We start from the raw sequence: 22,528 nt of genomic DNA, 5'->3' as shown, positions 1-22,528 counted from the left end.
GTACCAGTTGAGCGGATTCGCGTTTGAATTCAGGACTGAAATTTCTTCTTTTCATTGGAGCACCTGTGTTGTTCTGAGGTGAGCATATCACCTCTGTTCAGGTGGCCAAATTCAGTAAACCACTTCAATGTGACTTTCGATGACGCATGCATGCGCTGGCTTGAGGAAAAGGCTGAGAAGAAGTCACTCAAAGATGACCGCAGCCGCATGGCGTTCTGGCTGGCGCACTTTGAAGGGGTTCGGCTAAAGGATGTTTCAGAGCAAAGGATTTATGCAGCAGTAAATAAGATGAGCAACCGCAAGCTGCTTGAGATATGGAAGCTTCAGGCAGCAGCGGCGCAGAAGAATGGCTTACCCGTTCCGGTTTACTCAGCTACGCCGGTAACTACCTCCACCAAGGCAAAGCACCTTGCACTGATGAAGGCAATTCTCCGCGCAGCAGAGCGTGACTGGAAATGGCTGGAGAAGGCACCGGTGATCAAGGTGCCGGCTGTCAGAAATAAGCGGGTGAGATGGCTGGAGCCGGATGAGGCCAAGAGACTGGTTGATGAATGTCCGGAGCCGCTGAAGTCGGTTGTGAAGTTTGCGCTCTCAACCGGGCTTCGGCGGTCGAACATCATCAATATGGAATGGCAGCAAATCGACATGCAGCGTCGGGTTGCCTGGGTGAATCCTGAGGACGGCAAATCAAACCGCGCTATTGGCGTAGCGTTGAATGATACCGCCTGCAAGGTTCTGAGGGATCAGATAGGGAATCATCATAAATGGGTGTTCGTTCATTTGAAATCGGGCTACCGACCCGATGGGACAGCCACACCTTCAGTCAGAAAGATGCGGGTTGACGATCAGCGAGCCTGGAATGCTGCATGTCGTCGTGCGGGTATAGAAGATTTTCGCTTTCATGACCTGAGGCATACATGGGCAAGCTGGCTTATTCAGCCCGGCGTTCCGTTATCTGTTTTGCAGGAGATGGGCGGATGGGAAAGTATCGAAATGGTTCGTCGTTACGCGCACCTGGCGCCGAATCATTTAACTGAACATGCGAAGCAAATTGACTCAATTTTCAGGGTTGATGTCCCAAATATGTCCCACAAGGGAAATGAGGATGAAGCTAAGGAGGCGTAAGTGCATGATTCTAAATGGTACGCCCTACAGGGCTCGAACCTGTGACCTACGGCTTAGAAGGCCGTTGCTCTATCCAACTGAGCTAAGGGCGCGTTACGCGGATGTCGCACTGTTTTGCGGTGCAAACGCCTGGGATTATACGGTCAACCTCAGTTGAGTCAATGGCTTTGCATCCGGATGCGTGCTAAATGAACACCGTTAGGCACTTTACGCGCCGGACATACACGAATTTCACAAACGTTAACTGACAGCGCCTCCCGCTTCTGACAAAATATCGGCAACCCCACTCTTCTATTCACAGACGGGATCTTTTCTCTGATGGCAGCAAAGATTATTGACGGTAAAACGATTGCGCAGCAGGTGCGCTCTGAGGTTGCGGAAAAAGTGCAGGCACGTCTGGCTGCAGGAAAACGCGCACCGGGGCTTGCCGTGGTGCTGGTTGGCAGCAACCCGGCTTCGCAAATTTATGTAGGCAGCAAACGCAAAGCGTGTGAAGAGGTCGGCTTTATCTCTCGCTCTTACGATCTGCCTGAAACCACCAGCGAAGCTGAACTGCTGACGCTTATCGATAAGCTCAATGCCGACAGCGCCATCGACGGTATTCTGGTGCAATTGCCGCTGCCTGCGGGCATCGACAATGTGAAAGTGCTGGAGCGTATCGCGCCGGATAAAGACGTGGACGGTTTCCACCCGTATAACGTCGGCCGTCTGTGCCAGCGTGCGCCGCGTCTGCGCCCTTGTACGCCGCGCGGCATCGTTACGCTGCTGGAGCGTTACAACATCGATACCTATGGCCTGAACGCTGTGGTAATCGGCGCATCGAATATTGTTGGCCGTCCGATGAGCATGGAGCTACTGCTCGCTGGTTGCACGACCACGGTGACGCACCGCTTCACCAAAAACCTGCGTCAGCACGTTGAAAACGCCGATCTGCTGATCGTGGCGGTAGGCAAACCGGGCTTTATCCCCGGCGAGTGGATCAAAGAAGGCGCGATTGTTATCGATGTCGGCATTAACCGCCTCGAAAACGGGAAAGTGGTGGGCGATGTGGTGTTTGAAGACGCCGCCGCACGCGCCGCTTATATCACCCCGGTACCGGGCGGTGTCGGGCCGATGACGGTCGCCACACTCATCCAGAACACGCTACAGGCGTGCGAAGAATATCACGACGTTAAGGAAGCATAAGATGGCAACATTCTCCCTGGGCAAACATCCGCATGTTGAACTGTGCGATCTGCTCAAGCTGGAAGGCTGGAGTGAAAGCGGCGCACAGGCGAAGATTTTTATTGCCGATGGCCTGGTGACGGTGGACGGCGCGGTGGAAACCCGCAAGCGCTGCAAAATTGTCGCCGGTCAAACCGTCAGCTTTAACGGACAGAGCATCACCGTTACCGCCTGATCCCCTTTTACCCTCTCCGCCGGAGGGGGTAAAACACGTTATCCCCCACACCCGCAAGGGTCATTTTCCGATCAACTTCAAAAGAATAACAAAATCCTCTGACCCGCCATGCGATTTCAGTTGCGGACAAACCGCGCTTACCTGACATTAAGTATAACGTTCTAGTAGAACGTTATACTCACAAAAATAAGCGCCTAAAAAGGCGTCTGCATTCGGGGGATAAGGCATGTCTATGCTGTCAGGTTTCATTAAATCGTTATCAAAATTGTCCATGATTGGCCGCGCACTGATGCTGCCAATTTCGTTATTACCCGCCGCCGGTCTGCTGCTGGCGTTCGGTGATAAATTCCAGCTGCCGCTGATGATGAATGCCGGGGGCGTTATCTTTGATAACCTGCCGATGCTGTTCGCCATTGGTTCGGCGGTGGGTCTGGCGTCAGAGTCGGGTATTGCGGCGCTGTCGGCGGCGGTGTCGGTGTTTGTCACTAACATCACCATCGGTACGGTGCTGTCGATTACGCCGGAAATGGCCTCGCAGGGCGGTAAGTATGCAATGGTGGTCGGTATCCCGACCTTACAGATGGGCGTGTTTGGCGGCCTGATCTGCGGCATCCTCGCCGCCTGGTGCTACAACCGCTTCCATACGTTGCAGTTGCCGGAATTCCTCGGCTTCTTCTCCGGTAAACGTTTTGTAGCCATCGCCACCGCGTTTCTCTCCTTCATTCTCGGTCTGTTGCTGCCTTATGTCTGGCAGCACATTCAGTCTGGCATTGATGCGCTGTCGGTAGTGGTGAACGGCGATAATCAGGCAGCCTCGACCTTTATCTTCGGGCTGGTTGAACGTGCGCTGATCCCGCTCGGTCTGCATCACATCTGGTATCCGTCCTTCTGGTACTCCTTCGGGGATTACACCACGCAGGCCGGTCAGGTTATTCATGGCGATCAGACTATCTGGTTCAAAATGCTGGAAGAAGGCGTGAAATCCTTCAGCAGCGACACCTACCAGAACGCCGGTAAATTCATGCAGGGCGAGTTCCCGCTGATGCTGTTTGCACTGCCTGCGGCATGTCTTGCGATGTACCACGAAGCCCAGACCAAAAACAAAAAGATCGCCGCCGGTATTCTGTTCTCCGCCGCCCTCACCTGTTTCCTGACGGGGATCACCGAGCCGGTGGAATTCACCTTTATCTTTGTGGCGCCGGTGCTGTATGTGTTTAACGCCATCATGGCGGGTCTGTCGTACATGTGTATGTATCTGCTGCATGCGCATATCGCCAAATCCTTCTCTGCGGGCTTTATCGACTACCTGTCGTTTGGCATCCTGCCGTCGTTTAACGGCTTCCAGACCAACTTCCTGAGCGCGATTATCGTTGGCGTGCCGATGGCGTTGATCTACTACTTCACCTTCCGCTTTGTGATCCGTCGTTTCGATGTTAAAACGCCGGGCCGCACGGAAATCACCGCCAGTGCCAGTGATAAAACCGACGAAGAACTTGCCACGGAAATCATTGCCCTGCTCGGTGGTGAGCAGAACATTAACTCGGTGGGTGCCTGCATCACCCGTTTACGTCTGGAAGTGACGAAAGGTACGCTGGTGGATAAAGACGGGCTGAACAATCTCGGCGCCAGGGGCGTGGTATTCGTCGGTGATAAAGGCGTGCAGGTCATTTTTGGTGCGCGCGCGCAATTTATCGCACAAACCATGTCCGGTATGATGGGCAGATAACCCGAAGCTGTTAAGGTGATAACGTCTTCTGCCCGTGCAGGAGACGTTTTCATATTTGGCTGATTATCCGGTGATTTCAGGGAGCGCGTTTGAAGAAGGTCAGCATTATTGATGTCGCCAGGCATGCGGGGGTTTCAGTTTCAACCGTGTCGCTGGTGCTGCGTCAGAAAGGGAAAATTTCGGCGGCGACCATTGAGAAAGTGCAGGCGTCCATTACCACACTCGGCTACGTGCACAACGTGGCGGCAGCCAATCTGCGCTCGAATACTTCCAATCTTATCGGTTTGATTTTACGCGATTTCAGCGACAGTTTTTCCATCAAGGTGATGGCCAGCATCGTGCAGGAGCTGGAGAAACAGGGCTTTATGGTTTTTCTCGGCCAGCCACTCAACGATGAAGAACACTTGCAGCGCTGCCTGTTATCGTTCAAACAACAGGGCGTGGCAGGGGTTCTCTATCTGGCGGCGGATGCCACGCGGGCGAACGTGCCGCAGCAGATCCGGGAATGCCCGTTACCGCTGGTGGTGGTATCGCAATCTCTGCTGGATGAACCCTGCGATTTAGTGATGCGCGATAACCGCCAGGCGGCCAATCTTGCCACCCGTTATCTTATTGAGCGTGGTCATCGCAATATCGCCTATATCGGCGGCAGTGAAAATAACCTGATTCGCCAGCAGCGGCTGCTGGGTTTTCGCAGCGCCTTAACTCAGTACGGCCTGGTAACGCGGGAAGAGTCCACGCCAGCCTGCTGTGACGGCACGCATGCCGCCAGCCATGCCACGCGACAATTACTGGAAAAGAACAATAAGATCACCGCCCTGCTGTGCCATTCGCCGGATGCGGTGATCGGCTGTCTGTCCGGCATCAGCCAGGTCGGGCGCACGGTGGGTAAAGATGTGTTTTTGACGCAACAGGTCGCACTGGTGGGGTTTGAAGATATGCTGCACGTGAATCTGACGTCGCCGTCCTTTACCTATGTGTCGTCAGCGAGCGAAGAGACCGGACGCCAGGCGGCGGCGCTTATCATCCGTAAACTGAAAGAGCCGGATCTGCTTACGCAGCGAATAACACTCTCCGGCCAGCTGGTAGCGCGGGAGTCGGCGTGATTCAGACAACCCTCCAGATTCTGAACGTTTGAAACGCTGCTATAGTGCAACGCTTCGCCTCTTAAAGGATCGGTTATGCCAACCATTATCACCCACGCCGCTGTCCCGCTCTGTCTGGGGCTCGGACTGGGCAGCAAAATTATCCCCCGCCGCTTACTGCTGGCAGGCGTAGTCCTCGCCATGCTGCCGGACACCGACGTGCTGTCGTTTAAATTTGGCATTCAATATGCCAGTGTGTTTGGTCATCGCGGATTCACCCATTCACTGCTGTTCGCCTTCGTGGTGCCGCTGCTGTGCGTCTGGTGCGGGCGACGCTGGTTTAAAGCCAGCCTGCTGCGCTGCTGGGCATTTCTGACTGTATCGCTGCTGTCGCACAGCCTGCTGGATTCAGTCACCACCGGCGGCAAAGGCGTGGGCTGGCTGTGGCCCTGGTCTGAGGAGCGTTTTTTTGCCCCGTGGCAGGTGATTAAAGTCGCGCCCTTTGCGCTTTCCCGCTATACCACGCCCTATGGGCATCAGGTGATTATCTCTGAGCTGCTGTGGGTGTGGCTGCCGGGGGTGATTTTCGTTATGGTATTGATATTATTAAGAAATATACAACGCCCTCATAAAAGGATTTATAATGCGTAAAACACTTCTTATCGCCATGATGGCAACCTGCACTTTCTCCGTTAGTAGCCATGCTGGAAATACATCTACCACCAGCGTGTATGCACTCTCCTCGGCCATTGCCAGCGCAGGGAGTTCTGTGCTGGTGAGCGGTATTATACTTTCTCCGGTCCTGTTACCCGTCTCGCTGGTCGTTCATTCCGTTGAAAAAAATAAAGACCAGAAAATGGCCCTGATTACCGCCAAAAATCCGCAAAATAAAGAAGTCACCATGAAACTCCCGCTCAATGCGGCTGAAGAGGGCCATCTTAAAGCGGGCGATAAAATTACGTTGGAAAAAGCGCCAGAAGGGACTGGAGCCTATCTAAAAAAAGACGGTAAGGCGCTTGCTCATATGATGAATCAGGAAGAGTCCGGTCTTTCCACCAGCCAGCCTGTCCCCACCAAATGAGGCGTTTAGCCGTAGCTTTCTGGCTTAGCGCTGTTTCTGCCAGCGCTCTGGCTGACAGCACAGACTGTCACTACCAGGCGCCGTCGGTGGAAAGTATCGCTGCCACGATGCACCATGCGCAGGCGCTTAAACAGTACCTGGAAAGCCAGCCTGAAACGATTGTCGTTTTAGTTCGTCAGGGACAAGACATGTCAAGCCGCCACCTGACCTGGTCACACGCAGGCTATGCCATGCGTCAGCCGAACGGCGACTGGCGCGTTATCCACAATTTAAATTCCTGCGGCACAGCGTCATCTTCCCTTTATATCCAGGGATTGTATGAATTTCTGGCAGATGAACTGGTGCATCAGAATATCGCCATTCTGCGCCCACGCGCGGATCTGGTGACATCCCTTGAGGGCATTTTACGCAGCCCCGTCAAACTCAATCTCTTTCATAGCAGTCGTTATAACCTGATTGCCTGGCCATTTGCCGGCCCTTATCAGAACTCTAACGGCTGGTTGCTGGAGATTTTTGCCCGTGCAAACGATGCGCATATCTGGTCACGAAATGACGCCCGACGCTGGCTGCAAAAGGCAGACTATCAGCCTTCTATTGTTAATGTCAGCAGCGTGGAAAAACTGGGCGCAACGCTCTTTGCCAGCAATATTTTTACCGATGACCAGCCAGATGAATTATTGCGACAAGGCAAAGTGGGCTTAAACAGCGGCGACAGCGTGATTCATTTTATAGCGAGGTCCAGCCGTCCGGTTGCAGGCTGTGATCACCAGGGATTGGGGGATACGGTGTGCGTTTTCACGCCAAAAGATGAGCATCAATAACACTCTGGCCGCGTTGCTCATGCAAAGCGGCCAGAGTCGCCTGCTTACTTACGACGCCAGGTCGTGCCCTGCGGGCCGTCTTCCAGCACGATCCCCATCTCATTGAGACGATCACGCGCCGCATCTGCCGCAGCCCAGTCTTTCGCCTGACGCGCATCCAGACGCTGTTTGATTAACGCTTCGATCTCCGCCACTTCGCCGTCATCCGCCCGCGCACCGCTTTGCAGGAACTGCTCAGCGTCCTGCTCCAGCAGACCCAGCACGCTGCCGAGTTTACGCAGCTGCGCGGCCATGCCGTTTGCGGCGTTGAGGTCTTCCGTTTTCAAACGGTTAACCTCGCGCGCCATATCGAACAGCACGGAATAGGCTTCCGGCGTGTTGAAATCGTCGTCCATCGCCTCGATAAAGCGCGCTTCAAAGGCCTCGCCGCCTGCCGGTGCCACGGTTTTATCCGTGCCGCGCAGCGCGGTGTACAGCCGCTCCAGCGCAGAACGCGCTTGCTTCAGGTTCTCTTCGCTGTAGTTGAGCTGGCTACGATAGTGACCGGACATCAGGAAATAGCGGATGGTTTCCGCATCGTAATACTTCAGCACGTCGCGCACGGTAAAGAAGTTGCCGAGGGATTTCGACATTTTCTCGCGGTCGATCATCACCATCCCGGAGTGCATCCAGTAGTTTACGTATTCGCCGTCGTGGGCGCAGGTGGACTGGGCGATTTCGTTTTCATGGTGCGGGAACATCAGATCCGAACCGCCGCCGTGAATATCGAAATGGTTGCCGAGCTGTTTGCAGTTCATCGCCGAGCACTCAATGTGCCAGCCAGGACGCCCTTCGCCCCACGGCGACGGCCAGCTCGGCTCGCCCGGCTTGGACATTTTCCACAGCACGAAATCCATCGGGTTGCGTTTAATATCAGCCACTTCGACGCGCGCGCCAGCCTGCAACTGATCCAGATCCTGACGCGACAATTTGCCGTAGTTCGGATCGGTAGGCACCGAGAACATCACGTCGCCATTGTCGGCAACATACGCATGACCGCGGGCGATCAAACGTTCAGTAATTTCGATGATTTCGTGGATATGGTGGGTCGCACGCGGTTCGTTATCCGGACGCAGAATGTTCAGCGCGTCAAAATCCGTGTACATTTCACCGATCATACGATCCACCAGCGCGACAAAATCCTCACCGTTTTCATTGGCGCGCTTAATGATTTTGTCATCAATATCAGTGATGTTACGTACGTATTTCAGCTTATAACCAAGAAAACGCAGGTAGCGTGCTACCACATCAAAGGCCACAAAGGTACGGCCATGGCCGATATGACACAGATCGTAAACGGTGATACCACACACGTACATGCCCACTTCACCGGCATGGATAGGTTTGAATTCCTCTTTCTGGCGCGTCAGGGTATTAAAAATTTTAAGCATCGAAGATTCCGTTTAGACGTGTGTGGAGAATATCTTTCTTATCATAACCATATTTCAGCAGCGAAGCAGCACCCTTTGCAAGGTGATCGAACCTCGGGGTTATGCTATAAAAGGCGATTATCTCTGACCCTTGCCGGGTCGACGCGACTTACCAAACAAAACAGGATGCAACAATGGTTACTTTCCACACTAATCACGGCGATATCGTAATCAAAACCTTTGATGATAAAGCACCTGAAACCGTTAAAAACTTCCTCGACTACTGCCGCGAAGGTTTTTACGACAACACCATTTTCCACCGTGTGATCAACGGCTTTATGATCCAGGGTGGCGGTTTTGAACCGGGTATGAAGCAGAAAGAGACCAAAGAGGCGATCAAAAACGAAGCCAACAACGGTCTGAAAAACACCCGTGGTACGCTGGCAATGGCCCGTACTCAGGCTCCGCACTCTGCTACCGCGCAGTTCTTCATCAACGTGGTCGATAACGACTTCCTGAACTTCAGCGGCGAAAACCTCCAGGGCTGGGGTTATTGCGTATTCGCCGAAGTGGCAGAAGGCATGGACGTGGTTGATAAAATCAAAGCGGTTTCCACTGGTCGCAGCGGCATGCATCAGGACGTGCCGAAAGAAGACGTGATTATTCAAAGCGTGACCGTCAGCGAGTAATCGGTGGCGACACTCTTTATTGCAGATCTCCATCTGCAAACAGAAGAACCGGCGATCACCGCCGGTTTTCTGCGTTTTTTGGCCGGTACGGCGCGGGAAGCCGAGGCGTTGTACATTCTGGGCGATCTGTTTGAAGCCTGGATTGGCGATGACGATCCTAACCCGCTGCATCGCCAGATTGCCGCCGCGCTGAAAGCGCTGGCTGATGCCGGCGTCCCGGTTTATTTCATTCACGGTAATCGTGATTTTCTGCTCGGGACACGCTTTGCGCGTGAAAGCGGCATGACGCTGCTGCCGGAAGAAAAAGTGCTTGAGCTGTACGGTAAACGGCTGTTGATCCTGCATGGTGACACGCTGTGTACCGACGACGCGGGCTATCAGGCGTTTCGCGCTAAAGTCCACCAGCCCTGGCTGCAAAAACTGTTTCTCGCCCTGCCGCTGTTTATCCGTATGCGTATCGCCGCGAAAATGCGCGCTGACAGCACTTCCGCCAACCGCACCAAATCCCAGGCCATTATGGACGTCAACCCACACGCGGTGGTGAACGTGATGGAAAACCACCAGGTGCAGCATCTGATCCACGGTCATACCCATCGCCCGGCCATCCACACGCTGACCGCCAACGGCGAGCCTGCCTATCGCTATGTGCTGGGCGCCTGGCATCAGGAAGGCTCGATGGTGAAAGTGACAGCTGACAAGATTGAACTGATCGCGTTTCCCTTCTGATTGTTCCCATTGTTTACACAAAATCATTCAGCCTGCATCAAGGCGGCAAACCTGCAACCCCCGGGAGCTTACATAAGTAAGTGACCGGGGCGCGCCGGTGAAGCCAACACAGAGGCAGCCTGAAGGATGAAGTGTAAACCGCGCAACCGTTTTCCTTGGCGGTATTCCATGCTATTCTCTGTGGCCTTAAAAGCAGTCTGAAGCACACCCACAGGAGTTTTAAGGCGCATGTCTTCCCGCAATAATCCGGCGCGTATCGCCATCGTGATGGGGTCCAAAAGCGACTGGGCAACCATGCAGTTCGCCACTGAAATCCTCGATCTTCTGCACGTTCCTTACCATGTTGAAGTGGTTTCCGCGCATCGCACCCCTGACAAACTGTTCAGCTTCGCCGAAAGCGCCGGGCAGAACGGTTATCAGGTGATCATTGCCGGTGCTGGGGGTGCTGCACATCTGCCGGGCATGATTGCCGCCAAAACGCTGGTGCCGGTGCTGGGTGTGCCCGTGCAAAGCGCCGCATTAAGCGGTGTCGACAGCCTTTACTCCATCGTGCAGATGCCGCGCGGTATTCCGGTGGGAACGCTGGCGATCGGTAAAGCCGGTGCAGCCAACGCCGCACTGCTGGCGGCGCAGATCCTCGCCACCCACGATCGCGAACTGCATCAGCGCCTGGTTGAATGGCGTCAACGCCAGACGGATGAAGTGCTGGATAACCCGGATCCGCGGGGTGACGCATGAAACAGGTCTGTATTTTAGGTAACGGACAGCTTGGCCGTATGCTGCGCCAGGCCGGTGAGCCGCTGGGTATCGCCGTATGGCCGGTGGGACTGGATGCGGAGCCGGAAGCCGTGCCTTTCGCGCAAAGCGTGATCACCGCAGAAATCGAGCGCTGGCCGGAAACCGCCCTCACCCGCGAGCTGGCGCGCCACCCCGCGTTCGTCAATCGCGACGTCTTCCCGATCATCGCCGACCGTCTGACGCAAAAACAGCTCTTCGATACGCTTGGCCTCGCCACTGCCCCCTGGCAGTTGCTGGCCAGCCGCGATGAGTGGCCTGGCGTGTTTGACCGCCTGGGCGAACTGGCCATCGTCAAGCGCCGCGTCGGCGGCTACGACGGGCGCGGTCAGTGGCGTTTGCGCGCGGATGATACCGATCAGTTGCCGGACGACTGCTACGGGGAATGCATTGTCGAGCAGGGCATTAATTTCTCCGGCGAAGTGTCGCTGGTGGGCGCGCGCGGACACGACGGCAGCACCGTGTTTTATCCGCTGACCCACAACCTGCATCAGGACGGCATTTTGCGTACCAGCGTTGCTTTCCCGCAGGCCAATGCCGCTCAGCAAGAACAGGCCGAAGCGATGCTGGGCGCGATCTTAAGCGAGCTAAACTACGTCGGCGTGATGGCGATGGAGTGCTTTGTCACCCCGGCCGGGCTGCTGATTAACGAACTGGCCCCGCGCGTACACAACAGCGGGCACTGGACGCAGAACGGCGCGTCCATCAGCCAGTTCGAGCTGCATCTGCGCGCGATTACCGGGCTGCCGATGCCGCAACCGGTGATTAACAGCCCGTCGGTGATGATCAACCTGATCGGCAGCGATCTGAATTATGACTGGCTGAAGCTGCCGCTGGTGCATCTGCACTGGTACGACAAAGATGTGCGTCCGGGCCGCAAGGTCGGGCATCTTAATCTGAATGATGCCGACACTGATCGTCTGAGCGCCACCCTTGAAGCCCTGCTCCCGCTACTGCCGCCGGAATACGCCAGCGGCATCGCCTGGGCGCAGTCGAAATTAGCGTAAACGCTGTTGCCCGGCGGCGCAGGCTTGCCGGGCTTACGAAAGTCCCCCCACGCGCTCCCCATCATTTTTCCCCCATCGCACAAATGCACGCGTAAAATAGGGCCATCTGACGTACAACGTCGTTTTTTGATGTGCAGAAGGAATTCCCATGAACGAAGGCATGGATTATGGTGCGATCCTCGCCGCTGATACGCCGCTGCTGGACGTGCGCGCCCCGGTGGAATTTGCCCAGGGGGCGATGCCGTCGGCGCTGAATCTTCCGTTGATGAATGACGAAGAGCGCGCGGCGGTCGGCACCTGTTATAAACGCCACGGCCCGGACGCCGCGTTAAAACTCGGGCATCAACTGGTGTCCGGCGTCACGCGCGAACAGCGCATTCAGGCCTGGCGTGATGCCTGCCAGCGCCATCCTGACGGCTATTTATGCTGCGCCCGTGGCGGTCAGCGCTCCCATATCACCCAGCAGTGGCTGCGCGAGACGGGCATTGAGTACCCGTTAATTCCCGGTGGCTATAAAGCCCTGCGCCAGGCGGCGATCCAGGCCACCGAGCAGCGCGTACAGCGTCCGCTGATCCTGATCGGCGGCTGCACCGGCAGCGGTAAAACGGATCTGGTCCGCCAGCATCCTGACGGTATCGATCTGGAAGGTCTGGCCCGCCATCGCGGTTCGTCATTTGGCCGCACGCTGCAAGCGCAGCTCTCTCAGGCCAGTTTTGAAAATGCGCTGGCGGTGAAACTGCTTAAGCGGGATGCGGCGCGCTGGGTGCTGGAAGATGAAGGCCGGATGATCGGTGCCAACCATCTGCCGGCATGCCTGCGCGATCGCATGGCGCAGTCGCCCATCGCCGTGGTGGATGATCCGTTTGACCTGCGCGTGATGCGTCTGCATGAGGAGTATTTTGTGCGCATGCAGCGCGACTTTACCGCCGCCTGTGGCGCAGAGGCGGGCTGGCAGGCTTATGCGGAATATCTGCATCACGGGCTGTTTGCTATTCGTCGCCGTCTGGGTCTGCAACGTTTTGCCGAGCTGAACGCGCATCTTGATACGGCGCTGACGATCCAGCAGCAGCACGGCGACACTCGTGGACACGACGCCTGGCTGGTGCCGTTACTGAAGGAGTATTACGATCCGATGTACCGCTATCAGCTGGAAAAGAAAGCCGCGAAAATCGTCTTTCGCGGCTCATGGCAGGAGGTCAACGGCTGGCTGCAACAGGGGTAATCAGTGGCGGCCCCGCTTGTCGGCGCGCGCGGCCAGCCAGTCGCCCAGCATCTGCACCACCTGCACCAGAATAATCAGCGCGATCACCGTTACCACCATCACCTGCGTTTCGTAGCGGTAGTAGCCATAACGGATCGCCAGATCCCCGACGCCACCGCCACCGACGATCCCGGCCATCGCCGAATAACCAATCAGGCTGACCAGCGTGATGGTCAGTCCGCGCAGCAGTCCGGCACTGGCTTCCGGCAACAGCACGGTGCAAATAATACGCATTGGGCTGGCCCCGAACGCTTCCGCCGCCTCGATAATGCCTTTATCCACGTCCCGCAGCGCGCCGTCCACCAGCCGCGCATAGAAGGCAATGGCGGCCACCGACAGCGGCACAGACGCGGCAATCGGGCCGATGGTGTTGCCGAGCAGAAACTGCGTTAGCGGCAGGAGCAGCACCAGCAGGATGACAAAAGGCACCGAGCGAATAATATTTACCAGCACGGAGCTGATGAGATTGACGCCGCGATTCTGCCAGAACAGGTGGCGATCGGTCACGAAAATCAGAAAGCCCAGCGGTAATCCGCCGACAATCGCCAGCACTGTCGAAATGCTCAGCATCTGGAAAGTTTCATTAAACGCCAGCATCAAATCCGGTAATAACTCATCCACGGATCACCTCCACGCGAGCCGTACGGTTACGAATGTAATCGACAGCGGCATCCACCGCCGTCGGGTTATCGGGCGCGGTGAGCTGCACGACCAAAATGCCGAGCGCCCGCTCGCCAAGGTATTCGATTTTGCCGTGCAGAATATTCACCGCTACGCCAAAGCGGATCGCCGCATCGGACAGCACCGGCTGTTCCGCTGAATCGCCGATAAACAGGATCTTGAGCAGTTGCCCCGGCAGATGCTGTTGCAGGCGTTCCGGCAGCGTCAGGTTCAGGGTGTGCGACACCAGTTGCTGCGTGAACGCGTGCTGCGGGTGGGCAAAAATATCAAACACCTCGCCCATCTCCACCACTTTGCCGCCGGACATCACCGCCACGCGATCGCAGATGGTTTTGATAACGTTCATTTCGTGGGTGATCAGCACAATGGTGATACCGAGGGTGTCATTGATCTGCTTTAACAGCGCCAGAATGGTGGCAGAGGTTTCCAGATCCAGCGCGGACGTCGGTTCGTCGCACAACAAAACGTCCGGATGATTGGCAATGGCGCGGGCAATACCGACGCGCTGTTTCTGACCGCCGGAGAGCTGGACCGGGTAGCGATTCGCTTTATCCGCCAGCCCCACCAGTTGCAGAATTTCCGCCACGCGCGGGGCGATTTTCGCCCGCTCCCAGCCCGCCGCTTTCAGGCTAAAAGCGACGTTCTGCGCCACGGTACGGGTATGCATCAGGTTGAAGTGCTGGAAGATCATGCCGATACGCTGACGCGCGCGGCGCAGGGTGACGCCTTCCAGAGCGGAAATCTCAACGCCGTTAATCCTGATACTGCCCTGCGAGGGACGCTGGAGCGCGTTCAGGGTGCGCAGCAACGTGCTTTTGCCCGCGCCGCTGGTGCCGACGATGCCAAAGATCTCGCCCGGCGCAATGCGCAGGCTGACATCGTCCACTGCCCGGCTCATCGGGCCACGGCCTGCGGGAAAGTCCACGCAGACGTTATCTATTTCAATCATGCCGTCCTCGAAATGCAAAAGGCAGGCCGCAGCCTGCCAGAACTTATCCGGTGCGCGGTTTATTTTTTATCCGCGGCCACCATCCAGTCGGGTTTCTGGAACGCGCTGTAGACGTGGTCCGGGGAGTCGATCACCGCGCGGTATGCCGGGGATTTCACCACCTCGACGATGTCTTTCGCGAACGGCTTGTCGGCGTCTTCACTGCGCACGGCGATGATATTTTTCAGATTATCATCCAGCTGTTCCTGCTTGAGGGCAGAGTCCAGCTTCAGGCCGGCGGCGATAGCAAAGTTACCGTTGACCAGGGCGGCGGTGGCGCTGTCGAGGGTACGCGGCAACTGGGCGGCTTCCAGCGGTTTGAACACCAGCCCTTTCGGGTTAGTGGCAATATCGCGCTCGGAGGCTTTGGTCGGATCGATATTGTCTTTTATGGTGATCAAATTCAGGGATTGCAGGAAACGCAGGCCGCGCGCCAGGTTAGTGGGATCGTTAGACAGGGTAACAATATCGCCCTTTTTCAGCTCATCCAGGCTTTTGATCTTGTGCGAATAAAAGCCCATACCGGCAGTTGGCACGTTAATCAGCTTCGTCAGTTTGAGATTTTTATCAGCGATAAATTTGTTGAAATAGAGCGAGTGCTGGAACAGGTTGGCGTCGATACTGCCGTTGGACAGCGCCATGTTCGGCTGCACGTAGTCGCTGAATTCGCGCACCACGACTTTATAGCCTTTCTCTTTCAGCGAGGGCGCGATGGCCTGTTTCACCATGTCACCGTAGGGGCCAGGGGCGACGCCAAAGGTGATGGTTTGTGGATCGCTGGCCTGAGCCAGCCCGCAGGTTAACAGTAATGCACCGACAGCGGCGCGCACGCTAAAACGACGTCCCATAACTTCTCCTGATCAATGTGATGTGCTGTGTGATGCGCCGTACAACGCGGCGCATTCGCTTTTTGCTGTGGTTAAGATGGCATAAAGGTCGCGCAGCAGTAATTGAAAATATTTCATGATGCTACGGAGTATGTCACTGAATGACAGAGGATCGTGAATGCCCTCTCCCTGGGGAAAGGGGTCAGAACGAGGGGAAATTAACCGCTGAACTGGCGGAACAACGCTTTACCCTTCAGCAGCCGCGTACCGAGCCAGCCGCCGCACAACGACAGCAGCAGCGCGCCGGAAAGCGGCAGCACAAGCCACAGCCGCCAGTCCGGCTCCCACGGGAACTCAAACACGCGGGTCTGCAGCACGGCCAGCGCCGTTTCCGCGCCAATGGCCGCCACCAGCCCGGAGACAAATCCCAGCAGCGCGAACTCGCACCACAGCGTGGTACGCAGCAGTTTTTTGCCCGCGCCAAGGGTGCGGTAGACCACCAGCTCCTGATGGCGCTGACGCATTCCTACCTGCACCTGCGCCAGCAACAGCAGCACGCCGCAGCCGGTGACCAGCACCACCATCACTTCCAGCGCGCGGCTCACCTGTTGCAGCACCTGGCCGACCTGTTGCAGGATCGCGCCAATGTCCAGCAGGCTGACCGTCGGGAATTCGCGGTTAAGCTGCGTCAGCATGTCGTTGCCGTTTTCCCAGCGGAAGCTGGTCAGCCAGCTTTGCGGCTGTCCGTCCAGCGCGCCCTGCGGGAAGATAAAGTAGAAGTTAGGTCGCAGGCTTTCCCAGTCCACTTTGCGCAGGCTGGTGACTCTGGCGGTGAAGTCCTGGGTATCGCCCATAAAGGTCACGCTGTCGCCCAGCGAAATATTCAGCCGCTTCGCCAGCTCCTGCTCCATCGACACTTCCCCGGCCTTTGGCGGCCAGGTGCCGGCGGTGATCGGGTTGTGATCCGGTTTTTGCGTCTGCCAGGTCAGGTTCAGTTCGCGGTTCAGCGCTTCATCCTGATTGCCGTCGGTGCTTTTGCCGTTAATCTGCGTCAGGCGCGCCCGCACAATCGGGTAGAACGCTCCGGGGATCACCTGATGTTCCGAAAGAAAGGCTTTCAGCGGCGTGACCTGCTCCGTGGCGATATTAATCAGGAAGTAGTTCGGGCTTTCCGGCGGCAGTTGTTGCTGCCAGCGGTCGAGCAGATCGCCTCTGAGCACCAGCAGCATCGCGAGCAGCATAAATGATAGCGAGAAAGCCGACAGCTGGCTCAAGGTGGACCACGGCTGGCGCAGCAGGCGGTTCACCGCCAGGCGCAGCGGCAGCGCTTTCAGCGTCAGGCGTTTTAGCACGTTAAGCAGCATCCAGCCCACCAGCCCGCACAGCACAGCCAGCACCACCGCCCCGGCCAGTACCGCCCACAGCAGCATACTGCCGCCCATTAGCCACGCCAGCAGCAGCACCGTCACGATGCTGATGGCCGGAATATAAAATTTCAGCGGCCAGACGCGGGCTACCGCGTCGCGGCGCAACACGCGCAGCGGCTGCGTTGCCAGTAACAGACGATACGGCCGCAGCCCCACCAGCAGGGAGATCACCACCATGGTGCCCACGGCCCACAGCCACGGCCACAGGCTGGCAGGCGGCAGCGCGGCGGGCAGCACAGGTTTGAGCAGGATCATCAGCACCCGTTCAAACACCAGGCCGATGGCCCCACCCGTAATAACCGACAGCCCCAGCACCATCAGCCACTGGCCGACGATCAGCTTGCGCAGCTGGGCGCGCCCCGCGCCGAGGGTTTTGAGGATCGCCACCAGATCGTAGCGGCTGCGGCAGTAATGCCCCATCGCCACCGCCACAGCGGCAACCGCCAGCAGCAGCGTCAGCAAGGCCGACAGCAACAGGAACTGCTGCGATCGCTCAAGGGATTTGCCGAGTGCCCCTTCATCCTGCTCAAGGCCGTACCATTTGTGCTCCGGCTTTAATTGCGGCAGCAGCCATTTTTCGTAGGCGGCAAGCTGCGAGTCGGTGCCACCAAATTTGATGCGCCAGGTGACGCGGCTGCCAGGCTGTACCGCGCCGGTTTTCGGCACATCCGCGACGTTCATTAACAGGCGCGGTGCCATCTGGAAGGGATTAAAACCGGCATCCGGCTCCTGGATCACTTCACCGGCAATGCGTAAACGGGCATCGCCGACGTCCATTTCATCGCCGGTTTTCAGTTTCAGCAGCGCCATCAGACGCGGCGCAAGCAGCACGCTTCCCGGCTGCGGTTTTACCCCGGCCGGGCGCGTTTCCAGCGTGCCGTACATCGGATAGATGTCATCCACCGCTTTGACGTTCGCCAGCTGCGGCGTGTCATCGGCAAAGGTCATGGTGGCGAAGCTGATTTGCGTGCCGACTTTCAGGCCGCGCTTGCGCGCCTCATCCAGCCAGGCCTGCGGCACCTCCCGCGAGCTGCGCAGCGCCCGGTCGCCCGCCATAAAATCACGGCTCTGCTGGCTTAAGCCTTTTTCCATGCGATCGCTGATGTTGCCCAGCGCCAGCACACAGGCGACGGCGAGGCTCAGCGCCATCCAGACGATCAACAGCGATGGCGAGCGCCATTCGCGCCAGAACCAGCGGGCGATCATGCTTCCTCCTGCAATACGCCGTTTACCAGCCGCAAACGGCGATCGCAGCGGGCGGCGAGCTGCGGATCGTGGGTGACAAGGATCAGCGTGGTGCCGTACTGCTGGTTCATAGAAAACAGCAGATCGGCGATTTTTTCCCCGGTCTGGCGATCGAGGTTGCCGGTGGGTTCATCAGCAAACAACACGCCGGGACGCCCGTTAAAGGCACGCGCCAGCGCCACGCGCTGCTGTTCGCCGCCGGACAGCTGCGCCGGAAGATGATCAAGACGCTTCGCCAGGCCCAGTTCGCTTAACAGCGCTTTGGCATTCTCCCGGCTCTGGCTGCTTTTCTCGCCACGCAGCAGCGCCGGGAGTTCGACGTTCTCCAGTGCGTTAAGCGTCGGGATCAGCATAAAAGACTGAAACACAAAGCCGACGTTCTGCGCGCGCAGGGCCGCCCGCGCTTCTTCATCCATGCTGTGCAGCGGCTGCCCCAGCAGGTGCACTTCGCCGCTGCTGCCATCATCCAGTCCGGCGAGGATTGCCAGCAGCGTGGATTTTCCGGATCCGGATTCACCAATCAGCGCAATGGTCTGCGCGGGTTTGACAACCAGCTCAACTCCGGTGAGGATGGACAGTTCATGTTCCCCCTGACCGACGGATTTCTTAAGATGATGAACTTCAACAATGTTTTCCGCTGGCATTTGCCCTTCCTTTTTATGCTTCTGTTAACCTGTCGCGCCGCCGCGGCGGACACGTTGTTGGTTCTGGGTGACAGCCTGAGCGCCGGGTATCGCATGGCGGCAACCGCGGCATGGCCGGCGCTGCTGAATGATAAATGGCAGCAGAAAACGCCGGTGGTTAATGCGAGTATAAGCGGTGATACCTCGCAGCAGGGGCTGGCGCGTTTGCCCGCCCTGCTGAAAAAACATCAACCGCGCTGGGTACTGGTGGAACTGGGCGGCAATGACGGTCTGCGGGGGTTTGCCCCGGCGCAAACGGAAGCCACACTGCGTAAAATCTTGCAGGAAATCAAAGCCGCTGACGCGCAACCGCTGCTGATGCAAATCCGTCTGCCCGCGAATTATGGTCGCCGGTATACTGAAACCTTCAGCGCGATCTATCCGAAACTTGCCAGCGAGTTCGATATTCCTCTGGTGCCCTTCTTTATGGAAGAGGTGTATCTGAAACCGCAATGGATGCAGGACGATGGGATCCACCCTAATCCTGACGCCCAGCCGTTTATCGCCGACTGGATGGCGACACGACTGGCACCTTTAGTAAACCACGCCTCATAAATAATCGGGAAAGCCGACGGGTAAAGTTATGCAAAAATCGGTCTTAATAACAGGATGTTCCAGCGGTATTGGCCTGGAAACGGCGGTGGAAATGAAGCGCCAGGGATTTCATGTCCTTGCCGCCTGCCGCAAACCCGATGACGTATCGCGCATGAACGCGATGGGTTTTACCGGCATTTTGCTGGACCTGGACTCGCCAGAAAGCGTGGAGCGCGCCGCCGATGAGGTGATAGCGCGCACCGAAAATCGTCTGTACGGCATCTTTAATAATGCCGGCTACGGGGTGTATGGCCCGCTTAATACCATTTCCCGCACGCAGATGGAGCAGCAGTTTTCCGCCAACTTTTTTGGCGCGCACCAGCTCACCATGCGTCTGCTGCCCGCGATGATCCCCCACGGCGAAGGCCGCATCGTCATGACTTCATCGGTAATGGGGCTGATCTCCACCCCTGGTCGCGGGGCCTATGCCGCCAGTAAATATGCGCTGGAAGCCTGGTCTGATGCGCTGCGTATGGAGCTGCGTCACACGGGCATCAAGGTGAGCCTGATTGAGCCTGGCCCCATCCGTACCCGCTTTACGAAAAACGTCAACCAGACCAGCGATAAGCCCGTGGAAAATCCGGGTATTGCCGCACGTTTTACCCTCGGCCCGGAGGCGGTGGTCGCCAAAGTGCGCCATGCTTTTGAGAGTAAGCGGCCAAAAATACGTTATCCGGTGACGCTGGTTACCCATGCGGTAAGCGCATTAAAACGCCTGCTGCCGGATCGTCTGATGGATAAAATTTTACGCGGCTGAGTTGAAGGCTCCGCGCCTGACCCCATGTAAAGATAAACGCGAAAACAGAGAAAACGTTATGTCCGTACAAAATATTGTCAATGTTACCGAAGCGAATCTCCAGCAAACGCTGGAGCAGTCCGTCGCCACGCCGGTGTTGTTCTATTTCTGGTCCGAACGTAGCCAGCACTGCCAGCAGCTGACGCCGGTACTGGAGTCGCTGGCGGCGCAGTATAACGGGCAGTTCCTGCTGGCGAAGGTCGATTGCGACGCCGAGCAGATGGTCGCCTCCCAGTTTGGTCTGCGCGCCATCCCGACCGTTTACCTGTTCCAGAACGGTCAGCCGGTCGATGGTTTCCAGGGCCCACAGCCGGAAGAGGCTATCCGCGCGCTGCTGGAAAAAGTGCTGCCGCGCGAAGAAGAGCTGAAAGCGCAGCAGGCGATGCAACTGATCGCAGAAGGCAACCATGCCGATGCCCTGCCGCTGTTGAAAGAGGCGTGGCAGCTTTCAAATCAGGCGAGCGAAATTGGCCTGCTGCTGGCGGAAACCCAGATCGCGCTGAACCGCTCCGAGGACGCCGAAGCGGTGCTGAAAACGATTCCGTTGCAGGATCAGGACACCCGCTATCAGGGGCTGGTGGCGCAAATCGATCTTCTGAAGCAGGCGGCGGATACGCCGGAAATCCAGCTGCTGCAACAGCAGGTTGAACGCGATCCGGCTAACGCGGCGCTGGCCACACAGCTGGCGCTGCAACTGCATCAAGTGGGCCGCAATGAAGAAGCGCTGGAACTGCTGTTCAGCCATCTGAGCAAGGATCTGAACGCCGCCGACGGCCAGGCGCGCAAAATGCTGCAGGAGATCCTGGCAGCGCTTGGCACCGGCGATGCGCTGGCGTCGAAATACCGCCGTAAGCTGTATTCTCTGCTGTACTGATCACCGTATCGCCGGGCGGCGCAGGCTTGCCCGGCCTACAGATTGCAGCAGTGTTGTACCGGGCGACCTGCCCGGCCTACAGATTGCAGCGGTGTTGTACCGGGCGACCTGCCCGGCCTACAAATTGCAATGGTGTTGTGCCGGGCGACCTGCCCGGCCTACAAGTTCTCTTCTGCCCGCTAGTCTGAAAAGTCATATTCCGCACTTGCCCTGTGCGCTTCTCCTGTTGCATAAAGCGCCCGCATCTTTTGATTCCGTTCACGCCCTTTCTCCTCTTAAGGTTAACAGGGGTGTTCGTCGTCGATAAAAGTTATACTTACCCGTAATGAAATGGATGTAATTCAATACCCACGGATTTAATAACAGGAGGTTTTATGCTTATCGTTATCCCAATTTTGATTTTTGTTGCCCTGGTGGTCGTCGGCGCAGGTGTGAAAATCGTGCCGCAGGGGTATCAGTGGACCGTGGAGCGCTTCGGGCGTTACACCCACACCCTGCAACCGGGCCTGAGCCTGGTGGTGCCGTTTATGGACCGTATTGGCCGTAAAATCAATATGATGGAACAGGTGCTGGATATTCCGTCTCAGGAAGTGATCTCCAAAGATAACGCTAACGTCTCTATTGATGCGGTCTGCTTTATTCAGGTGATCGACGCGCCAAAAGCCGCCTATGAGGTGAGCAATCTGGAGCTGGCGATCATCAACCTGACCATGACCAACATCCGTACCGTGCTGGGTTCCATGGAGCTGGATGAAATGCTGTCGCAGCGCGATAACATTAACACCCGCCTGTTGCATATCGTCGATGAAGCGACCAATCCGTGGGGCATCAAAATTACCCGTATTGAGATCCGCGACGTGCGCCCACCGGCAGAACTGATCGACGCCATGAACGCGCAGATGAAAGCGGAACGTACCAAGCGCGCCTATATTCTGGAAGCGGAAGGTATTCGTCAGGCGGAGATTGTGAAAGCCGAAGGTGAGAAGCAGTCGAAGATCCTCAAAGCGGAAGGTGAGCGTCAGTCTGCCTTCCTGCAGGCGGAAGCGCGTGAACGTTCGGCGGAAGCGGAAGCGGAGGCGACCAAAATGGTATCCCAGGCCATTGCTGCTGGTGATATTCAGGCGGTGAATTACTTCGTCGCACAGAAATATACCGAAGCGCTGCAACACATCGGCTCGTCAAATAACAGCAAAGTGATCATGATGCCGCTGGACGCCAGCAGCCTGATGGGATCCATTGCCGGGATTTCCGAGTTGCTCAGCGACAGCGCCACCGCACGGAAAAAATAG

22 protein-coding genes, 1 tRNA gene and 1 pseudogene are annotated in these 22,528 nt (G+C 56.9%); 17 read left to right on the top strand and 7 right to left on the bottom strand.

The window, feature by feature from the left end; all coding sequences use genetic code 11:
• Positions 1-126: 126 nt before the first annotated feature.
• Positions 127-1,125, top strand: a pseudogene (locus tag KW828_RS11930) (tyrosine-type recombinase/integrase); the annotation flags it as partial.
• Positions 1,126-1,140: 15 nt separating this feature from the next.
• Here the strand turns inward: KW828_RS11930 and KW828_RS11925 are convergent.
• Positions 1,141-1,217 (bottom strand) — tRNA-Arg (locus KW828_RS11925).
• A 226-nt stretch (positions 1,218-1,443) separates the two neighbouring features.
• Here KW828_RS11925 and folD point away from each other — a divergent pair.
• The 7 genes from folD (at position 1,444) to KW828_RS11890 (ending at position 7,237) form a co-directional block, all read left to right on the top strand.
• On the top strand, positions 1,444-2,310 hold the full coding sequence (folD, locus tag KW828_RS11920; RefSeq protein ID WP_218336549.1) for a bifunctional methylenetetrahydrofolate dehydrogenase/methenyltetrahydrofolate cyclohydrolase FolD: 867 nt from the start codon (positions 1,444-1,446) through the stop codon (positions 2,308-2,310).
• Between the two features lies 1 nt (position 2,311).
• Positions 2,312-2,524, top strand: a complete 213-nt coding sequence (gene ybcJ, locus KW828_RS11915) for a ribosome-associated protein YbcJ (RefSeq protein ID WP_088220157.1) — start codon at positions 2,312-2,314, stop codon at positions 2,522-2,524.
• A gap of 226 nt (positions 2,525-2,750) precedes the next feature.
• Positions 2,751-4,250: a PTS transporter subunit EIIC gene (locus KW828_RS11910; protein WP_218336548.1), complete on the top strand. Its 1,500-nt coding sequence runs from the start codon at positions 2,751-2,753 to the stop codon at positions 4,248-4,250.
• Positions 4,251-4,339: 89 nt separating this feature from the next.
• On the top strand, positions 4,340-5,356 hold the full coding sequence (gene malI, locus KW828_RS11905; protein WP_218336547.1) for a Mal regulon transcriptional regulator MalI: 1,017 nt from the start codon (positions 4,340-4,342) through the stop codon (positions 5,354-5,356).
• Positions 5,357-5,431: 75 nt separating this feature from the next.
• Positions 5,432-5,986: a metal-dependent hydrolase gene (locus KW828_RS11900; protein ID WP_218336546.1), complete on the top strand. Its 555-nt coding sequence runs from the start codon at positions 5,432-5,434 to the stop codon at positions 5,984-5,986.
• Positions 5,979-6,416: an STM0539 family protein gene (locus tag KW828_RS11895; RefSeq protein ID WP_218336545.1), complete on the top strand. Its 438-nt coding sequence runs from the start codon at positions 5,979-5,981 to the stop codon at positions 6,414-6,416. The genes KW828_RS11900 and KW828_RS11895 overlap by 8 nt, the downstream gene beginning before the upstream one ends.
• Entirely contained in the window at positions 6,413-7,237 is an 825-nt protein-coding gene (locus KW828_RS11890; RefSeq protein ID WP_218336544.1) for a DUF2145 domain-containing protein, read from the top strand. The genes KW828_RS11895 and KW828_RS11890 overlap by 4 nt, the downstream gene beginning before the upstream one ends.
• A 44-nt stretch (positions 7,238-7,281) precedes the next feature.
• Here the strand turns inward: KW828_RS11890 and cysS are convergent, their stop codons facing one another.
• Positions 7,282-8,667, bottom strand: coding sequence for a cysteine--tRNA ligase (gene cysS / locus KW828_RS11885; RefSeq protein ID WP_218336543.1), 1,386 nt, complete (start codon positions 8,665-8,667; stop codon positions 7,282-7,284).
• Between the two features lie 173 nt (positions 8,668-8,840).
• Between cysS and ppiB the strand changes: the two genes are divergently transcribed.
• The 5 genes from ppiB (at position 8,841) to mnmH (ending at position 13,085) form a co-directional block, all read left to right on the top strand.
• The gene (ppiB, locus tag KW828_RS11880) at positions 8,841-9,335 is read left to right on the top strand and encodes a peptidylprolyl isomerase B (RefSeq protein WP_218336542.1); all 495 of its coding nucleotides are present in this window, start codon (positions 8,841-8,843) and stop codon (positions 9,333-9,335) included.
• A 3-nt stretch (positions 9,336-9,338) separates the two neighbouring features.
• Positions 9,339-10,061 (top strand): UDP-2,3-diacylglucosamine diphosphatase, encoded by a 723-nt coding sequence (gene lpxH, locus KW828_RS11875; RefSeq protein WP_218336541.1) that lies wholly within the window; start codon positions 9,339-9,341, stop codon positions 10,059-10,061.
• A 228-nt stretch (positions 10,062-10,289) separates the two neighbouring features.
• Positions 10,290-10,799 (top strand): 5-(carboxyamino)imidazole ribonucleotide mutase, encoded by a 510-nt coding sequence (purE, locus tag KW828_RS11870; protein ID WP_218336540.1) that lies wholly within the window; start codon positions 10,290-10,292, stop codon positions 10,797-10,799.
• Complete coding sequence (gene purK / locus KW828_RS11865; protein ID WP_218336539.1) at positions 10,796-11,863, top strand: 5-(carboxyamino)imidazole ribonucleotide synthase; 1,068 nt, start codon at positions 10,796-10,798, stop codon at positions 11,861-11,863. Before purE ends, purK begins: the two co-directional genes overlap by 4 nt.
• A gap of 148 nt (positions 11,864-12,011) precedes the next feature.
• Entirely contained in the window at positions 12,012-13,085 is a 1,074-nt protein-coding gene (gene mnmH / locus KW828_RS11860; RefSeq protein ID WP_218336538.1) for a tRNA 2-selenouridine(34) synthase MnmH, read from the top strand.
• Here the strand turns inward: mnmH and KW828_RS11855 are convergent, their stop codons facing one another.
• The 5 genes from KW828_RS11855 to ybbA form a co-directional block, all read right to left on the bottom strand.
• Positions 13,086-13,745, bottom strand: coding sequence for a methionine ABC transporter permease (locus KW828_RS11855; RefSeq protein ID WP_218336537.1), 660 nt, complete (start codon positions 13,743-13,745; stop codon positions 13,086-13,088). It lies immediately after the preceding gene.
• Complete coding sequence (gene sfbB / locus KW828_RS11850) at positions 13,738-14,754, bottom strand: virulence-associated ABC transporter ATP-binding protein SfbB (protein ID WP_218336536.1); 1,017 nt, start codon at positions 14,752-14,754, stop codon at positions 13,738-13,740. Before sfbB ends, KW828_RS11855 begins: the two co-directional genes overlap by 8 nt.
• A 59-nt stretch (positions 14,755-14,813) precedes the next feature.
• A complete protein-coding gene (locus KW828_RS11845) occupies positions 14,814-15,641 on the bottom strand; it encodes a MetQ/NlpA family ABC transporter substrate-binding protein (RefSeq protein ID WP_218336535.1) in 828 nt (275 codons plus the stop codon).
• A 197-nt stretch (positions 15,642-15,838) separates the two neighbouring features.
• Positions 15,839-18,253 (bottom strand): putative ABC transporter permease subunit YbbP, encoded by a 2,415-nt coding sequence (gene ybbP / locus KW828_RS11840; RefSeq protein WP_218336534.1) that lies wholly within the window; start codon positions 18,251-18,253, stop codon positions 15,839-15,841.
• Positions 18,250-18,936 carry a putative ABC transporter ATP-binding protein YbbA gene (gene ybbA, locus KW828_RS11835; RefSeq protein ID WP_088220169.1) on the bottom strand — a complete coding sequence of 229 codons (687 nt, stop codon included), beginning with the start codon at positions 18,934-18,936 and terminating at the stop codon, positions 18,250-18,252. Before ybbA ends, ybbP begins: the two co-directional genes overlap by 4 nt.
• Here ybbA and tesA point away from each other — a divergent pair.
• From tesA to KW828_RS11815, 4 genes are all read left to right on the top strand, one after another.
• Positions 18,904-19,530 (top strand): multifunctional acyl-CoA thioesterase I/protease I/lysophospholipase L1, encoded by a 627-nt coding sequence (gene tesA, locus KW828_RS11830; protein WP_158684884.1) that lies wholly within the window; start codon positions 18,904-18,906, stop codon positions 19,528-19,530. The two genes, ybbA and tesA, sit on opposite strands and share 33 nt — an antisense overlap.
• 28 nt (positions 19,531-19,558) lie before the next feature.
• The gene (locus KW828_RS11825; protein ID WP_218336533.1) at positions 19,559-20,326 is read left to right on the top strand and encodes an SDR family oxidoreductase; all 768 of its coding nucleotides are present in this window, start codon (positions 19,559-19,561) and stop codon (positions 20,324-20,326) included.
• Between the two features lie 58 nt (positions 20,327-20,384).
• Positions 20,385-21,239, top strand: coding sequence for a co-chaperone YbbN (locus tag KW828_RS11820; RefSeq protein WP_218336532.1), 855 nt, complete (start codon positions 20,385-20,387; stop codon positions 21,237-21,239).
• 374 nt (positions 21,240-21,613) lie between these two features.
• Positions 21,614-22,528, top strand: a complete 915-nt coding sequence (locus KW828_RS11815; RefSeq protein WP_072567605.1) for an SPFH domain-containing protein — start codon at positions 21,614-21,616, stop codon at positions 22,526-22,528.

The organism is Enterobacter sp. ENT03 (genome assembly GCF_019218745.1).
Classification (GTDB): Bacteria; Pseudomonadota; Gammaproteobacteria; order Enterobacterales; family Enterobacteriaceae; genus Enterobacter_D.
The sequence above is the reverse complement of the archived record's forward strand: the minus strand, read 5'-3'. Positions and strand labels throughout refer to the sequence as shown.

What these genes read in the sequence shown, in the direction of transcription:
- purE (WP_218336540.1), top strand. Translation starts at nt 10,290, where the DNA reads ATGTCTTCCCGCAATAATCCGGCGCGTATCGCCATCGTGATGGGGTCC.
- KW828_RS11825 (WP_218336533.1), top strand. Translation starts at nt 19,559, where the DNA reads ATGCAAAAATCGGTCTTAATAACAGGATGTTCCAGCGGTATTGGCCTG.
- KW828_RS11910 (WP_218336548.1), top strand. Translation starts at nt 2,751, where the DNA reads ATGTCTATGCTGTCAGGTTTCATTAAATCGTTATCAAAATTGTCCATG.
- folD (WP_218336549.1), top strand. Translation starts at nt 1,444, where the DNA reads ATGGCAGCAAAGATTATTGACGGTAAAACGATTGCGCAGCAGGTGCGC.
- ybcJ (WP_088220157.1), top strand. Translation starts at nt 2,312, where the DNA reads ATGGCAACATTCTCCCTGGGCAAACATCCGCATGTTGAACTGTGCGAT.
- KW828_RS11890 (WP_218336544.1), top strand. Translation starts at nt 6,413, where the DNA reads ATGAGGCGTTTAGCCGTAGCTTTCTGGCTTAGCGCTGTTTCTGCCAGC.
- sfbB (WP_218336536.1), bottom strand. Translation starts at nt 14,754, where the DNA reads ATGATTGAAATAGATAACGTCTGCGTGGACTTTCCCGCAGGCCGTGGC.
- KW828_RS11845 (WP_218336535.1), bottom strand. Translation starts at nt 15,641, where the DNA reads ATGGGACGTCGTTTTAGCGTGCGCGCCGCTGTCGGTGCATTACTGTTA.
- KW828_RS11895 (WP_218336545.1), top strand. Translation starts at nt 5,979, where the DNA reads ATGCGTAAAACACTTCTTATCGCCATGATGGCAACCTGCACTTTCTCC.
- ybbA (WP_088220169.1), bottom strand. Translation starts at nt 18,936, where the DNA reads ATGCCAGCGGAAAACATTGTTGAAGTTCATCATCTTAAGAAATCCGTC.
- KW828_RS11900 (WP_218336546.1), top strand. Translation starts at nt 5,432, where the DNA reads ATGCCAACCATTATCACCCACGCCGCTGTCCCGCTCTGTCTGGGGCTC.
- ppiB (WP_218336542.1), top strand. Translation starts at nt 8,841, where the DNA reads ATGGTTACTTTCCACACTAATCACGGCGATATCGTAATCAAAACCTTT.
- tesA (WP_158684884.1), top strand. Translation starts at nt 18,904, where the DNA reads ATGATGAACTTCAACAATGTTTTCCGCTGGCATTTGCCCTTCCTTTTT.
- ybbP (WP_218336534.1), bottom strand. Translation starts at nt 18,253, where the DNA reads ATGATCGCCCGCTGGTTCTGGCGCGAATGGCGCTCGCCATCGCTGTTG.
- KW828_RS11815 (WP_072567605.1), top strand. Translation starts at nt 21,614, where the DNA reads ATGCTTATCGTTATCCCAATTTTGATTTTTGTTGCCCTGGTGGTCGTC.
- purK (WP_218336539.1), top strand. Translation starts at nt 10,796, where the DNA reads ATGAAACAGGTCTGTATTTTAGGTAACGGACAGCTTGGCCGTATGCTG.
- mnmH (WP_218336538.1), top strand. Translation starts at nt 12,012, where the DNA reads ATGAACGAAGGCATGGATTATGGTGCGATCCTCGCCGCTGATACGCCG.
- cysS (WP_218336543.1), bottom strand. Translation starts at nt 8,667, where the DNA reads ATGCTTAAAATTTTTAATACCCTGACGCGCCAGAAAGAGGAATTCAAA.
- KW828_RS11820 (WP_218336532.1), top strand. Translation starts at nt 20,385, where the DNA reads ATGTCCGTACAAAATATTGTCAATGTTACCGAAGCGAATCTCCAGCAA.